This is a genomic window from Streptomyces sp. SID14478, assembly GCF_010548525.1.
Classification (GTDB): Bacteria; Actinomycetota; Actinomycetes; order Streptomycetales; family Streptomycetaceae; genus Streptomyces.
On the sequence record NZ_JAAGMG010000947.1, the window covers coordinates 19,776 to 33,929 of the forward strand.

The following is a 14,154-nucleotide window of genomic DNA, read 5'->3' on the forward strand; positions in this document are numbered from 1 at the left end:
CGATGGCCCCCTGGGAAGAGGAACGGGCGGCGGCCCGCCTGCGAACACACCCCGTGCGATGGTCAGTCGGAGCCGGTGCGCCGGTCCGGCGCAGGGACGGTCACCAGGCGACAGGCAGCGTGCTCGGTCCGCGGATCAGGCCTTCGCGCTGGAATTCCACCTCGTCCTTCGGCACAGCGAGCCGCAGGCGCGGGAAGCGTTCGAGGAGGACGGTGATCATGACTTCCGCTTCCATGCGGGCCATGAGGGACGCGAGGCAGTAGTGGGGGCCGTGCCCGAACGCGAGATGCCCCGGGCCCTGGCGGTCGAAGTCCAGCAGATCCGGGTCGGGGAAGACCTCGGGATCGCGGTTGGCCGCCACGTAGGCGTTGTAGACCACGTCTCCCTTGGGAATGACGTGCCCGCCGACAGGAACGTCCTCAGTGGCGATCCGCGGGATACCGACTCCGTTGCGGTGCGGCACGTAGCGGTACAACTCTTCCACCGCGGCGGGGACCACTTCCGGATCGCGGCGCAGCCGGTCCAGGTGGTCGGGGTGGGTGAGCAGCGCGTACATCATGGAACCGCTGTTGTTGGCGACGGCGTGGCCGCCGCTGACGTAGACGGCCATGGCGAGGGAGAGCGCCTCGTCGTCGGTGATCTCACCTGAAGCAGCGGCCTGTGCCAGGACGCCCGCCAGGTCGTCCCCGGGGTCGGTGCGCCGGCGCCGCAGTAGTGCGACGACCCGGCTCCGCGTGTCCGCACGGGCGGCCTGGACGGCGTCCTTGTCGTCTGTTTTCGACAGCATCACGCGGGAGTTGTCGGCCCACGCGTGCCAGTCGTCCTCGTCGGCGCCCAGGAAGTAGCAGACGACGGCGATGGGGAAGGGCGTGTGCAGGTGTTCCATCAGATCGGCCGGGGAGCCGGACTGTTCCATGCCGTCGAGCAGGGCGTGTGCGGTGCGTTCGGCCATGGGGCGAAGGCGTTGCATGCTGCGGGCGGTGAACGCGCGGGCGACCACGCGCCGCAGACGGGTGTGGCGCGGGGCGTCGATGTACTGCAGTCCGGCTGTCTGGGACGCCACCGGGGTGGGAGTCATCGTCGTCACGGGGCAGCCGACCACCTGCTCCCGGGAGAACCTGGGGTCGGAGGTGACGAAGCGGACGTCCTCGTATCGCGTGACGAGCCAGGCGTCACCGGAGCCGTGCGGCAGTTTGATGCGGGTGACAGGTTCCTCGCGCAGGACTTCGTCGAAGAGCGGGTCCGGCTGCAGGCCCGGCAGGTCGTCCACCGGCCAGAAGCGCACCTCAGGCGGCGAAGTCGTCGTGGGCTCGAACGTCATCGGGGCCTCTCTCCTGCGTACCTTGTCGCGCTTGCGCCCGTCGACGCGGGCGCCCACTACGAGGCCGACCTCTTCAGCCGGTGGCCGGACCTCGGCACCCATCACCCCACCCGGCCCCTGGCACCGGCCTGACCGACACGACAATCCCATCGGTCATCACCCGTGCGGCTCCCTCAAGCACACGCCCCGACGGCCAGGGCGGGCGTGTTGAACTCCGTGGTGCGTTCGCGGGGCGAGTCACTATCTGACCGGGCAGCGTGCTTTCCGGAGGCGGACGGGACGGACCCGCGCTCTGGGGCCCTGAGACCCGCGGAGCGCAGACGCCCCGTCGGCCCCAGTGGCGGTCTTTGCCCACGCCCTGTTTGTGGCCGGGCGGCGAGAACGACGCGATACCGAGGGACGAGGCGGGCTCAACTGTCCTGCCGATCGGGCTCGGGTGCTGTCTCGGCCTGGATGAGGTCGTCATCGGACATCTTCAGTTCGTGAGGTGTGGACGTGGAAAGCAGCCGCGTGCCTTCGTACGTGAACGCGATGCCTGCCTGATCCTGCTCGGTGACCTCGGCATAACGCTGCATGATCCCCTGGAAGGGGTCGGTGGCCGAGACAGGGAAAGCGTGCTCCCTGCCGTCCGCACTACGGACCCGCAGACGTATGCGCGTATCACTCATGGGGCGTCCACCTTCCGGCGAGGGCACGGCGCTCTGCCGCACAAGATCGTTCTACCCTCGGTGTTCGACCGGACACACCCCTCAGTCCCTGGCAAATCACCATCGCGAGCGAACGGTCGGCACAGCTACGGTCAGAAGACGTCATGCGTCCCATCCGGCGGCGGACAAAGCGGACAAAGGTGCGGGACCGCGAAGGATCGGAGCCGCTACAGGATGCCGCACGGGCGGGCCGACGATGTCTCGTACTTCTTGGTCTCTCACGCTCCCGGGCGCACACTTGTGAGGTGAGCCGAGGAGACCCGGGGCGTGAGGACAAGCTCGCCCGCCGGGATGAGCGCACCAGGAGCGCCGATCGCCGTGATGCCGCCGCCGACCGGCGGGACCAGCACGCCGCACGCCGTGACTCCCGCGCCGACGAGCGCGAGCAGCTGGCCGACGAGCGGGAACAACGCCTTGACGAGGCGGAGCAGAAGGTCGATCGCCGACTCCGGGTGGCCGGTGTTCCTACGCCCGCCCCGCGCCGCCGGGCCTACGAGGCACTGGAGCGTTCCCGCGCCGCGGTGGAGAGTTCCGCGGCAAGGCTGGACCGGGTCGACGCCAGGCTCGGCCGCGCAGATGCGGACGATGCCCGCGAGCAGCACCTCGTCGACTGCGAAGTGGACCGAACCGAGGCAGAGGACGCGGATCCACGTCCCGCTGAAGCGGATGACGGCGTAGACGCGAAGCCGGAAGCGAGTCGCTGCCCGAGAACAGGACGACAGCCCGGTCCGTCCTGATCGGCCTACTGCGCAGCTGGTGCGCCGCGACCCCTGCCTTCGGCAGTGACCGCTGAGGGGGCGTTGTCCGTATGTGTCGTCCAACAGGCCACCCGGCGGCGCGATTTGCTCCGAGCGTCGGGCGTGCGTTCCCGGCGCCGCGCGGCCGTGCCGTTGACGTCGACTCAGCCTTCTGCGACCCGGCGCAGCAGCAGTCCGACCCCGGGATGGAAGACGTCGTGGTGGCCGCCCATGGGCAGTCGGACGGAGTCCATCGCTTCGGAGATGTCCACGTTGAGGTAGGCGGCGTTGCCCGGTTCCCGCTCCGCCATGTCCTTCAGGGATACGGGGGCGGGGCCTTCGACGCCCTGGAGCCCGTCGAAGCCGAGCGCGCCCCACTTGCGTCCCATTGTCGCCAGCTCGGCGGAGTCTCCGATCATTTGGGCGGACAGCGGATACATCACGCCGAGGTGGAAGTCGAGGTGCGAGTACGTACAGACGACCGGTCCCTGCACCAGACGTTGCAGGCTCCACAGCGCCCCGTGGCCCGACACCTGTTGCGGCAGGCTGTCGGCGAAGGCGAAGTGCGACATCTCCCCCTGCACGAGCGTGAGCGAGGCCAGCAGGACCGGCTCGGCGCCGCTGTCCTCCAGACCGCGCAGCGCGAATCCGGCGAGGCGCCCGCCGAGTCCGTGGCCGACGAGGTGCAGGCGCACGTCCGAGCCCTCGGCGAGCCTCGGCAGACAGGGTCCGAGGCCCAGTTGCCCGACGAGTCCGGCGCGCCGGCGCAGCACGTGGCGCACGCCCTGACGGAAGAGTTCGTGGGCGCCGTCCCACAACGAGGCGAAGTCGGCAGCGCGGGCCTGTTCGCCCAGCGACCCGCCGGCCGCGACCGTTCCGGCCCTGTCCACGCGGTCGCTCAGGGGCCGTGCGGGGCGGGGTCCCGCGACCCGGACCTCCGCGATGGTGCCCTCTTCGGACACATCGGGTCCCTCGGAGCCGGACTCGTGCCTGGCGGGTTTGCCGGCCTGCGTGTCCTGGGCCCGGCGCAGGTCCTCGACCGCGCCGGCGAACTCGGCGCACATGGTCCGCGTGTCCTCGAACAGCATCAACGGGTCGGACTGGGGCAGTATCTCGCCCTCCGTGTCGGCGGCGAAGGCGGTGACCGGGTCCTGCAGGGGGAGTTCGGCCAGGCGGCGCAGGGCCGTTCCGAAGTCGTCGAGGGCGCTCTCGCGCTCCGGGCGCTCGCGGAGCAGATCGATGATCGTGGCCAACGGGTACGCGCTGGCGGGCAGTAGGCGCACCAGGTCCTCGGCCGTGTCCTGGTCGATCCCGGCGGTGTCGGAGGATTCCGCTCCCCCGGGCAGTCCTTCGTCGCGGAAGCACATCGACGGCCAGTGCACACTCACGAGGCCCGCGTGCCCGGGCTTGTCCTGCCAGGCCTCGGCGAGCAAGGCGCGGTACGCGTCGTCCGTGGCGCCACTCACCGCCTCGTCGTTGTGGGCGCCGTGGGCAAGGACGTACAGGTCGCGAACACCCTTGTCGCGCACGGCCGCACGCACCTCGTCCAGCCGGTCGGGATCGAACGCGCCCTGGTCGTCCAGATGCAGGGCACCGAGGTCGTGGAACGCGTCCGGCTGCGGCATGAGTGACTCCCAAAGAGCGCCGCGTGTCGCGGCTGGGTGCGGGAGACGCGCCGTACTGCCCGTCTCGCGAGGCACTCCGCGTTCCCTCCGTTCGGCCGCGCACGCCCGGGACACGGAGGATGTACGGCGTTTCTACGCCACGAGGGCCGAAAAATGCAGACGGCAGACGCCAAAACCTCTGACCGGCGCGGGCGGTGGCCAGGCCGACCTGAGACGGACCCTGCCACCGGTGTGCCGGCCCAGACCACCGGCATGGCGGTGCCGAGCGCGCGAGCGCCATGTCCGAATGCCGCCGGAAAACGACCGTCAGAGCGGGGATTCTCGTACAGGGAAGGAGGAACAGAGGAAATGGGTGGATCTGTGTACACGCTGCGCGACGGGGCGGACCAGCCCTATGCGAGCGCGGTGGCCGGGCGAGTGGGTGGGCACCGCCGGACGAGATTGTACGGACGGCTCGACTGTCCTTCGGCGCTGCGGGCACTGGCGCGCGGGCAGTACGCGACGCAGCGGGTCTTCTTCGCCGACGAGGCCACGGCGGTCAGTGCGGGGTACCGACCGTGTTCCGTGTGTCTGCCTGCGGCCTACCGGCAGTGGAGGGTCGGGCGGCCGGAGGGTACGTCATGACCTCACCTCTCGTCGGTCGCACGGCGGCCGTCGGTCTCGGACCCGTCTGCGCGCCCGCGACCCATACCGTCCGCGAACTCACCGCACTCGTCGGCCTGTTGACGGCGGAGCGCCCCGGCCTGACATCCGTTGCCGTCGGGCACAGCCGTGACACGGCGTCGGTCGCCGCGGCACGTGCGTTCGCGTGCGCGTGGGAGGCCCGAGGCGGCACGATCCTCACCGTCGCCGACTGGCCCGAGGAGGCGGCCTCTTGGCTGCGGCCCGCCCGGCGACTGACCGCCCAAACTCCCGACGCGTGGGTCATCGCGGCCGGCCTGATCGGATATGCGCAACTGGCACGGCGATTGTGTCGCGAGGGCAGCTGGGACCCGGCCCGCACCTTCGGCTTCGCCTCGCTGGCCGACTCACGTCTCCCTGCACTGACGGGCCGCGGTGTCCTGCACGGGATGCGGGGCGCCGCGGCCGACGGCGGTACCTGGCGTTTCGAGCGCGAGTGGCTCGTACGGACTGACGGTCCGGCGCAGCGACCACCGAAGCAGATCGGGCCCGGACACAAGCAGCCTTGAGCTGCTCACCCTCAGGAGAAGGGCTTCCTCGCCGCTTCCGCGGGGTTCGGGTGGCGTTGAATTGACCCATCAAATGGGACGTCAAATGCACCACTACGCAGGTCTATTGGCTCCGTAGAGTTGTGTCCACAAGGAGCCGGGAGAGCCCGGAACCGCAGCTCACAGGCAGGAAACACCGTGACGACCACGCAGAACGCACCCCGCCCCGTCCTCACTCGCGCCGCCACCGCCGAGACCACCGCGGACCCCAGCAGCGTGATGACCCTGCTCGCCGACTACAGCAACGGCGGCAGCGACCTCACCAGCTACCGCTCCACCTTCACGAAAGGTGCCATCGGCGCTCCCGCGCACTTCCACACCAAGGCATCCGAGCTGTTCTTCGTCCTCGACGGCGCCCTGCAAGTGCTGGTCGACGACGAGGTGAAGATCCTGGACAAGGGCGACTTCCTCCTGGTCCCGCCGCACACCCCGCACGCCTTCGCCGCGGCCCCCGGCCACGAGGCGGACGTGCTGTTCGTCTTCAGCCCGGGCATGCCGCGCTTCGACTACCTGCGCCTGCTGGGCCGCGTGATGCGCGGTGAGGCCGGCTTCGAGGAGATCAAGAAGTCCTCGGAGCTGTACGACAACCACTACGTCGACAGCCCTGTCTGGCAGGCCGCTCTCCAAGCCGCCAAGTAGCCCGTGTCGTTCGCGTACTCGCGGTGGCCGACACGGTCACGCCGAAGGCGTGAGGTGCAGATCTACGACGCGTCCTGCGCCGCGTCGAGCCCGGTCTGGACGTCGTCAGGGGCCTTCTGTATCGGATGGATCGTCACTTCTCGGGCCTCTGACGACCAATCGGCGTCGTCCTGCCCGAGCTCGATCGCGGCTGCAAGAAGCTTCTCCGTGTCGAGACCGTAGGTGCCGTCCGCATTGGGCTCCGTCCGCATCACCGCGTCAGTGACCGGCACGGAGACGTAGCGCTCCTCAACGCTCGTACGCTGCAGTCTGATCGAAATCGAGTAAGTCGCCATGGTCTCCCCCTGACACCGCTGCCCGCCGTCCCTGGCGGCACGTCGAACGCCAACGTATGACAGCCCCCACGGCCCGGGGACAGCATTCCGACCAATCCAGGCCGCCGGCAACGTCACGCATGCCCTGTCGCGCCTCAAGGCCCGGAGTGCCTGCCTGCGGCGACTTGCACGGACGCCGGGGCGGCCTGCCTGAGCAGGACCTCCCCGGTGCGGCCGAGTGCGCTCAGACGCCGACGCTCTGGGCTTGCCGGGGTGGGCCCGCAGGCGCTTCAGTGTGGCGGGGCCTGTCGGCGAGCTTGAGGAGGTCCCGTCAGGTGCGGCCTCGCGTCTTGTCGGCAGTGGGCCACGGCCCGCCCCGGCCGGACCCACCTCCAGGCGTGCTGTCGCGCACGCGATGCGCCGTAGCGGCTGCTGCACCGCGGCACCGCACGACCACCCCCGCCGCTGAGGCGTACTGCGCGCCCGGAGACGCTGCGACTGAACCGGTGCCGCGACCCCTCCGGAGAGGGCGGCGGCGAGTGGCAGAGGCCCTGCGGCTTCTACTTCGAGCGGCCCGGGCAGCTCAAGACGTACTGAAGAACCGCGCTGACCGGTGACCGCCGCTCACCGGTCAGACGTCCTCAACTCCGAGCAGCTGTACGGCTTTGCGGGCCTGGTAGAAGTCCTCGTCGGACACCTGCGGGTCGTCCTCCGTGTCGTGGAGCCAGTCCGCCAGGTCCGCGACGGACCACGTCTCGAACTCCTCGGGCACGTCCAGGGCGGTCGTCCTGCGCAGGCGCGTGGCGACAGCGGCGTCCCGGACGCTGCGCGTGCTCACCTCGGTCATCTTCCGCACCGCCTTCCGGCGTCATCGGGGGTCGGACAGCCGAGGCTGCCAGACCGGTTCCGTACTGTCCAAATCCGTGGAGAGGACTCGTTCGACGAAGACGAGAACTGTCATCGGCGCGCTGGGCCACACATGCGCTGCGGTGCTCGCCCAATAGCGTCCGGGACAGGGCAGTACTCCGCGATCAAGCCCCTGACCTGGCAGGAGAGCGACACCCGCGCGACGACGCCATCCCGGGTCAGTGCAACTCCTCTGCTCCGGGTGCCCGACACGTCAGGTCGCAAGCCAGACTCGCAGTCGCACATTCCTTCGTAATCTGCAACGGCCACCCGCACCGGTGGCCGGGTCGACTGCCTGCGGCAAGCATGGGTACCGGAGAGGCGTTTCCGATCTCCATGTATATCGACGTACATCGACCCCCACGCAGATCCGGCGGAAGTGAGCTATGGGCGACGACCAGGGCGAGCAGGCCACGATGAAGGCCATGACCTACGAGAAGTACGGGGCGAGCGACGTCCTGTCGTTGAGCGAGCGGCCGGTGCCGAAGGTGGGGCCCGGCGAGGTGCTCGTGCGGGTGCGGTACGCCGCCGTGAACCCGGTCGACTGGAAGGTGATGTCCGGCGGCCTCGACGGGATGATGGACACCTTCTTCCCGGTGATTCCCGGGTGGGACGTCTCCGGCGTCGTGGAGCGGGTGGGCATCGACACCCCCGAGTTCGAGCCGGGGGACGAGGTCTTCGCCTATGCCCGCAAGGACTACGTGCACGGAGGAACGTTCGCGGAGTTCGTGACCGTCCCCGTGCGCGCCCTGGCCGCCAAACCGCGGTCCCTGAACTGGGGCGAGGCGGCGGGGATTCCCCTGGCGGGGCTGACCGCCTACCAGACGCTGACCCGCCTGGACACGGGCAGCGGCGACACCGTGCTGGTCCACGGGGCCTCGGGCGGAGTCGGCACGTTCGGTGTGCAGATCGCCCGGGCGCTGGGAGCCCGCGTCATCGGCACGGCGTCCGAGAGCAACCATGACCGGCTCAGGGATCTCGGGGCCGAGCCGGTCAGCTACGGGGACGGCCTCGTCGACCGGGTCAAGGCGCTCGCGCCCGAGGGCGTGGACGTGGTCGTCGACTACGTCGGCGGGGTGCTGGACACCACCCGCGCGGTACTGAAGGACGGCGGACGGCACGCGTCGATCGCCGACCCGGACGTCATGGCTGCGGGCGGTCAGTGGATGTGGGCCCGCCCCGACGCCGCGGGGCTGCGCGCGCTGGCCGCTCTCGCGGACGAGGGAAAGCTGCGGGTGCCGGTGGCCGAGACCTTCGACCTGGAGCGCACTGGGGAGGCCTTCGACCTCAGCAGGACGGGACACGTGCACGGCAAGATCCTGGTCCGCGTCTCGGGCGAGTGACGGACGCAGAAGGCGGGTGAGGTCGGACGGCCGGCGGCCGCGGGTACCGCTTAACCGCGACTCAGCGAATGATCAAGGCGACCTTAAGGATCTTCTTCTGAGCCCTGGTGAGAGCTGCAAGCGGGTGCCCCGGCCTTACGTTCGACTTCATGAGGTTCGAGATTGCTGATGCGGGACGTGCCGTCCACCCCCTGCACGTAGGGAAGGCGGCCGCTGCTTCCGGCCCGTCCGCTCCGTGCGATCCGGGCAGTGCGCGGGGGCAGTCCGGGGGCCGGCACAGGATGCCCGTCGCGCGGGGGCGCACGCTGGTCCGGTTCGGCCTCGCCGCCGGGGCTCTGGCCGCCGTCGCCACTGCGGTGGTGGTCAGGAACCCACCGCGCACCGAACCCCCCGCGCCGACGGCCGGCCGGCAACCGCCGGTCCCGCTCCAGAAGCCGATCGCACCTCCGTGGGCAGCGGCTTCGCCGGCACCTGCACAGCCGACGCCCCGGGCGCCGCACACCGCTTCACCGCCCCGCGCTCCCCAGCGGGCAGCCCGCGCCGAACCCCGAACAGCAGCGCCCAGCGCACCCCCGACGCTGAGCGTCGGCGCTCGCAGCGATCGGGTCGTGGACGTCCAACAGCGGCTGCGACAACTGCAGTTGTACATCGGCCCGGTCGACGGCTACTACTCCGAGGAAGTGGCCGCGGCAGTGACACGGATCCAGCAGGCGCGCGCCGTTCCGGAGACGCCCGGCGTGTACGGGGAACGGACACGGGCCGTCGTGGAAGCCGAAACGGCAGGTGCCGGTTCGGCGCAGGGGTGATCTGCGTCCCATGGACGGTGCATGGTCTTCAGGTGAGCAGCGCGACCCCGAGCCCCGTTCGCCACAACGTCACGGTGCGACAGCCAGAGATCCCCACCAGCGTCTGCTGCGCTCCTCCTTCGCGAGTTGGGCAGCCACTGTGAGCAGGGCGAGCCAGTCGGGCTGTTCTTGTCCGCCGACGCGGTCCGCGGTGGCGCACCTCCGGTCGACTTCCGCGATGAGATCGTCCAGATCCGGAAGAGTCATGAGGCAAGGACGCGATCCCTCGCGCCCGCACTCCGGCGCGCCCCGGTCAAGCGGTCGATCAGTGCCGGGTGCAGTGCAGGCTGCCCTCCACACCCGTTGCGCCGAGAACGTACGAGCCGCCGCGCTGAACCGTGTCTGCCACCGAACAGGCTGGACACGGCAGGGTCAGTTCTCCGAGGTCGCCGCCCTGTAAGCGCGGTGGAGCCCCTTGCCGATCACGCACAGGCCGGCGCGGTCACCGCATCCCGCGCAGGTCATGACGTGATCCAGATACTTGCGGTAGGCGTTCAACATGTCCCCGCTCGCCCCGAGCCTTTGCCGACTCATGCCTCGTTCCCCGTCATTCAGCGGCCGCCTCCGGCCTTGCTGACGAGTATTCAACAGGAGACGGCCGAACCATGGGCCCGCCCCTGGAGTCTGGCCGGAACCCGCCCCTGCAGCGGCAAGACCGGCCCGCCGGAGCACCCTCGACGCGGCCATGCATCAGGTATTCCGGGTAGGCCCGGTACTCATCCCGGGCAACAGTCGGCTGCTCGCATGCAGACATCGCGTCCTTCAGCCGCTCAACCGGTCTCACGTGCGGTGCCGCCGTCCCGCCATCCACAGCCGCGTACGGCCAGACCTCGAGGAGGGCCGGCGCCCGATCAGTCGGCATCCCACCCCGCCCGGGGCGCGGAGGCCGGGAGGCCCAGTCCCGCCGGGCACAGTCTCACCGTCCCGAAGACGACCGTAACCACCGGCGGTGCCGCCGCGTTGAAGGTCGCGAGCGCACGTCCACCTTCCCCGGGAGACAGCTCACGTGAGGGCTCGGAGCCGGACTCCTCGAACCGGCACCAGTGGTGCACACCCCCGAGCCCTCACCCTTCCTCCTGCACAGCCTGAGCCCAGGCCGCGATCAACTGCTCGTACTCCTGGCGCTGCGCCTCGCTGAGGCGGCCGCCACCGGCCATCAGAACGCGAATACGGTCGTTCAACTCCCGCGCAGGCCGCTCTGCGCCAGCCGCACCTTCGTGGCTCACCGACATGCCGCGCAACGTAACGTCCACCCGAAGCTCTGGGCAAAGATTCACTGCGTCAGAAAGCTCCGCCCGGCGCAAAATCGATCCCTCTCTTCCGCTTGCGCCGCACCGCCGCCGGACCCCGACGTTCCTCCCGTGTGGCCCATTACTGATGGCGATGTGCGGAGCTTGCCCGTACGTTTCCGTCATGCTCGAAATGCGTGTACTTTACCGCTACTTGACTCGGCGTCACCTGGCAGGAGCGTGCACCACCGCTGCCGTCGCGGTGAGTTCGCTGCTGGGCTCGCCTGCGTCGGCCGCGCCGCCCGCGCCGAAGCCCTCGGTAGGCTCCCGGCAGGTGGTTCCCCCGGCACCGCACGTCTCCGCCCTGTCCTGGATCGTGACGGACGCCGACGACGGGCGGATCCTGGCCGCCAAGGACGCACACCGGCGATTGCCCCCGGCCAGCACTCTGAAGACCCTGTTCGCCCTGACGGTGCTGCCGAAGCTCCCGGCGACCACGGTGCACCGTGCCGCGTCTTCCGACGTGGCGCAGGTCGCCGCGGGCAGCAGCCTGGTGGGCGTGCACGACGGCACCCGCTACACCGTCGCCGACCTGTGGCGCGGCGTCTTCCTCGCCTCCGGCAACGACGCGGTGCACACGCTGGCGCGCATGAACGGCGGCCTGGCCCGCACAGTCAACGACATACAGGACACCGCACGCCGTCTCGGCGCCCGCGACACCGAGGTCCGCTCCCCCGACGGTTTCGACGCCCCCGGCCAGTACTCCTCGGCCTACGACCTCGCGCTCATCGCCCGGGCCGGGATGAAGATCCCCGACTTCCGCCGGTACATGGGCACCAAAACCGCCCAGTTCCCCGCCGCCGGCGGCCCCCAGTCCTTCGGGATCCAGAACACCAACCGGCTCCTGGTCGGCTCGCACGACGTCACCCCGTACCCGGGGCTGATCGGCGTGAAGAACGGCTACACCTCCCACGCCGGCAACACACTTGTCGCGGCCGCCCGACACGGCACGCGCACCATCCTGGTCACGCTCATGAACCCCCAGGCCGGATCGGCCAACGCCGTCTACGACGAGGCGCGCACCCTCCTGGACTGGGGTTTCACCTCCGCCGCCCAGACCCGTCAGACGGCTCTGCTCAACGGAGCCCCGAACAAGTCCACCGGCGCGGCAAAGCCGAGCAGGCCTCCCGTCCCCGCCGCGCCCGCGCGGGCAGCGCAGGACGAGGAACACAGCTACGACCACCCGGCCGGCCTTGCTCTCCTCGCCCTGGCCGTACTCGGGCTCGCTCTCGTGCTGTGGCGCGGCCGCCGCACACGCTCCCCCAGGATCTGACGCCCGGCTCCCGTGACGTGAGCGCCCCCATCGCTGCCACCGTCCAGAATTTAAGTGAGAAGAGCTCGACATGCCCTCGCCCGCATCCTCCAAAGCAACTGCTACCGACACCGGTACGTCACCCGTCGTGGGCGGTGAGAAGAAGACGAGGCCCAAGGGCGGCCGACTGCGCCGTCATCCGCTGGCCACGCGTGCTGCGCTCGCCGCGGGCGTCCTGGCCGTCAGCACTCTTGGCTGGTCCCTGGCCGATGCCCTCACCTATCCCGGCGACGACAGCACCGCGGCCCGCCTGGCCGGCTGGGCCCGCGAGCACCATCTGGGCCCGGTCGTGAACCAGTTGGAGAACGCGCAGTACGAGATGGACCCGCCCAAGGTCGGCGGCTCACTGCCCCAGAAGGACCTGGACCGGATGAAGAACGTACCGGCCGGATCCGCCGCCCCCGCCGGCGACGTGCGACTGCGGCCGCCGATGAAGCCCTTGGTCTCTCCCGCCCTGAAGGGCGAAGGCGTCTGGCGCACCCTGGCCGCCGCCCACGGCCGCCCCTTGGTCCAGGGCACCTACGTACGACCCGACGGCGACCACACCTCCTACCAGGCCGCGATCGCCTGGATCAGCGGAAAACACACCCGCTACCAACTTCACCCCGGACTGCGCGAGCCCGGAGCCACCTTCACCACGCCGCCCTCCGTCCCGCCGGGGTCGCGCACCGGGCTGCTCGCCACCTGGAACGGCGGATTCAAGATCACTGACGGTGGCTCCCGCGGCGGCTTCTACCTCGACGGCAAAACCGTCGGCACGCTGCGGGACGGCGCCGCCTCCGAAGTCTTCTACCGCGACGGCTCGATCAAGATCGGCGCCTGGGGCAGGGACGTACGCATGACACCCGACGTCATCGGTGTGCGCCAGTGCCTCGAGCTCATGGTCGACCACGGCAAAGTCGTCGACAATATCGGGGACGACGCCGCCTGGGGAGCCACCGACCAGTCCCGCATGTTCGTCGAACGCTCCGGCGTCGGCGTCACCGCACAAGGCGACATCATCATGGTCGTCGGCCAGGCACTCACCGCCTCCACCCTCGCCCACCTCATGCAACAAGCAGGCGCCGTACGCGCGATGCCTCTCGACATGAACCGCGCCTGGCCCTCCTTCATGAGCTACGACGCGCACCGCGATCCGCACAATCCCCAGCCCACCAACATCCTCGACTTCGAGAACCCGGCCACCCGCTACTACCACCAGGCCACGCGTGACTTCGTCGCCGTCTACGCACGCTGAGCGGGCACTGATCCGGCTCGGGGAGCGACGCGCGGACCGTTGTCGGACGACGCCCTCCGCGATGCGGCGAACGCGTCGCCTTCAGGGCTCCGACGGCTTCCAGCGTGTCTGCGTCCGGTTCGGTCGGGGCCCGTCAGGCCCGTGTCGCGGGCGCGATGCGGCTGTGTACGCGGAATCGCCCGACGGCCTCTTCCTCGGTCAGGCAGATGCCGACCGCGACGGGCCCGGCGAACGTGTAGCCCTGTTCGGCAGCGTGCCGGTGCACTTCGTTGGCCAGGTAGTCACCCAATTCGACGCTTGCCGGGGCGAGTTGTGCGTGACTGTCGTGCGGCAGCTCCACGGTGAAGGTGTTGGGGACCACCGTGCGTCCACGTCCCAGGATGAGGGCCCGCTCGTCGCACTCCCGGCACAGTATCGACACCACGGCGCCCCGCTCCCGCCGTCGCGGCCGGACACTGCCCCACAGGCAGGCCATCCACTGTTCCATCACACGCTCGGCGTCGAGAAGTCCCATCACGTCCGCCTGCCCTCGGGTCCCGGCCGGACACTCACCCATGAGGGTGTACTGCCAATGGCGCCCGCCCCTCCGCGGGGCGCCGTTCGGTCAGCAGGCCCGCCCGGCGCCTTTACCGCCGGGCGTGCCGCGGTGT

Annotated in this window: 17 protein-coding genes; 8 read left to right on the plus strand and 9 right to left on the minus strand. The window is 70.1% G+C overall.

Annotated elements, in window-relative coordinates; genetic code table 11:
- Nucleotides 1–100 precede the first annotated feature (100 nt).
- Together G3I40_RS30540 and G3I40_RS30545 are read right to left on the minus strand one after the other, a co-directional pair.
- Nucleotides 101–1,423, minus strand: a complete 1,323-nt coding sequence (locus tag G3I40_RS30540; RefSeq protein ID WP_343245064.1) for a cytochrome P450 — start codon at nucleotides 1,421–1,423, stop codon at nucleotides 101–103.
- A gap of 308 nt (nucleotides 1,424–1,731) precedes the next feature.
- Nucleotides 1,732–1,989: a sumo domain-containing protein gene (locus tag G3I40_RS30545; RefSeq protein WP_164305859.1), complete on the minus strand. Its 258-nt coding sequence runs from the start codon at nucleotides 1,987–1,989 to the stop codon at nucleotides 1,732–1,734.
- A gap of 284 nt (nucleotides 1,990–2,273) precedes the next feature.
- Here G3I40_RS30545 and G3I40_RS30550 point away from each other — a divergent pair, with 284 nt between their 5' ends.
- The gene (locus tag G3I40_RS30550) at nucleotides 2,274–2,765 is read left to right on the plus strand and encodes a hypothetical protein (RefSeq protein ID WP_164305860.1); all 492 of its coding nucleotides are present in this window, start codon (nucleotides 2,274–2,276) and stop codon (nucleotides 2,763–2,765) included.
- A gap of 164 nt (nucleotides 2,766–2,929) precedes the next feature.
- Here G3I40_RS30550 and G3I40_RS30555 read toward each other — a convergent pair whose 3' ends face one another.
- Entirely contained in the window at nucleotides 2,930–4,390 is a 1,461-nt protein-coding gene (locus tag G3I40_RS30555; RefSeq protein WP_164305861.1) for a hypothetical protein, read from the minus strand.
- Nucleotides 4,391–4,738: 348 nt separating this feature from the next.
- On the opposite strand from G3I40_RS30555, the gene G3I40_RS30560 reads away from it, so the two are divergent.
- The 3 genes from G3I40_RS30560 to G3I40_RS30570 all read left to right on the plus strand — a co-directional run bounded on the left by G3I40_RS30560 (nucleotide 4,739) and on the right by G3I40_RS30570 (nucleotide 6,258).
- Nucleotides 4,739–5,014: an Ada metal-binding domain-containing protein gene (locus tag G3I40_RS30560; RefSeq protein WP_164305862.1), complete on the plus strand. Its 276-nt coding sequence runs from the start codon at nucleotides 4,739–4,741 to the stop codon at nucleotides 5,012–5,014.
- Nucleotides 5,011–5,580, plus strand: coding sequence for a hypothetical protein (locus G3I40_RS30565; protein ID WP_164305863.1), 570 nt, complete (start codon nucleotides 5,011–5,013; stop codon nucleotides 5,578–5,580). The genes G3I40_RS30560 and G3I40_RS30565 overlap by 4 nt, the downstream gene beginning before the upstream one ends.
- A gap of 177 nt (nucleotides 5,581–5,757) precedes the next feature.
- Nucleotides 5,758–6,258 (plus strand): cupin domain-containing protein, encoded by a 501-nt coding sequence (locus G3I40_RS30570; protein WP_343245065.1) that lies wholly within the window; start codon nucleotides 5,758–5,760, stop codon nucleotides 6,256–6,258.
- A 62-nt stretch (nucleotides 6,259–6,320) separates the two neighbouring features.
- On the opposite strand, the gene G3I40_RS30575 is transcribed toward G3I40_RS30570, so the two are convergent.
- The gene (locus G3I40_RS30575) at nucleotides 6,321–6,593 is read right to left on the minus strand and encodes a hypothetical protein (RefSeq protein WP_164305864.1); all 273 of its coding nucleotides are present in this window, start codon (nucleotides 6,591–6,593) and stop codon (nucleotides 6,321–6,323) included.
- A gap of 610 nt (nucleotides 6,594–7,203) precedes the next feature.
- On the minus strand, nucleotides 7,204–7,410 hold the full coding sequence (locus tag G3I40_RS30580) for a hypothetical protein (RefSeq protein WP_164305865.1): 207 nt from the start codon (nucleotides 7,408–7,410) through the stop codon (nucleotides 7,204–7,206).
- Nucleotides 7,411–7,894: 484 nt separating this feature from the next.
- Between G3I40_RS30580 and G3I40_RS30585 the strand changes: the two genes are divergently transcribed.
- Together G3I40_RS30585 and G3I40_RS48200 are read left to right on the plus strand one after the other, a co-directional pair.
- Entirely contained in the window at nucleotides 7,895–8,821 is a 927-nt protein-coding gene (locus tag G3I40_RS30585; RefSeq protein WP_164305875.1) for an NADP-dependent oxidoreductase, read from the plus strand.
- A gap of 608 nt (nucleotides 8,822–9,429) precedes the next feature.
- Complete coding sequence (locus G3I40_RS48200) at nucleotides 9,430–9,627, plus strand: peptidoglycan-binding domain-containing protein (RefSeq protein WP_164305866.1); 198 nt, start codon at nucleotides 9,430–9,432, stop codon at nucleotides 9,625–9,627.
- 69 nt (nucleotides 9,628–9,696) lie between these two features.
- On the opposite strand, the gene G3I40_RS30595 is transcribed toward G3I40_RS48200, so the two are convergent.
- The 3 genes from G3I40_RS30595 to G3I40_RS46640 form a co-directional block, all read right to left on the minus strand.
- Nucleotides 9,697–9,873: a hypothetical protein gene (locus G3I40_RS30595; RefSeq protein WP_164305867.1), complete on the minus strand. Its 177-nt coding sequence runs from the start codon at nucleotides 9,871–9,873 to the stop codon at nucleotides 9,697–9,699.
- Nucleotides 9,874–10,038: 165 nt separating this feature from the next.
- Nucleotides 10,039–10,200: a hypothetical protein gene (locus tag G3I40_RS30600; protein ID WP_164305868.1), complete on the minus strand. Its 162-nt coding sequence runs from the start codon at nucleotides 10,198–10,200 to the stop codon at nucleotides 10,039–10,041.
- A 530-nt stretch (nucleotides 10,201–10,730) separates the two neighbouring features.
- Entirely contained in the window at nucleotides 10,731–10,898 is a 168-nt protein-coding gene (locus tag G3I40_RS46640) for a hypothetical protein (RefSeq protein ID WP_203645060.1), read from the minus strand.
- A gap of 331 nt (nucleotides 10,899–11,229) precedes the next feature.
- Here G3I40_RS46640 and G3I40_RS30605 point away from each other — a divergent pair, with 331 nt between their 5' ends.
- Both G3I40_RS30605 and G3I40_RS30610 read left to right on the plus strand, forming a co-directional pair.
- Entirely contained in the window at nucleotides 11,230–12,228 is a 999-nt protein-coding gene (locus G3I40_RS30605; RefSeq protein ID WP_343245066.1) for a serine hydrolase, read from the plus strand.
- A 70-nt stretch (nucleotides 12,229–12,298) separates the two neighbouring features.
- Nucleotides 12,299–13,504 (plus strand): phosphodiester glycosidase family protein, encoded by a 1,206-nt coding sequence (locus tag G3I40_RS30610; RefSeq protein ID WP_164305869.1) that lies wholly within the window; start codon nucleotides 12,299–12,301, stop codon nucleotides 13,502–13,504.
- Nucleotides 13,505–13,637: 133 nt separating this feature from the next.
- Here the strand turns inward: G3I40_RS30610 and G3I40_RS30615 are convergent, their stop codons facing one another.
- Nucleotides 13,638–14,018: an FhaA domain-containing protein gene (locus tag G3I40_RS30615; protein ID WP_164305870.1), complete on the minus strand. Its 381-nt coding sequence runs from the start codon at nucleotides 14,016–14,018 to the stop codon at nucleotides 13,638–13,640.
- Between the last annotated feature and the right edge of the window lie 136 nt (nucleotides 14,019–14,154).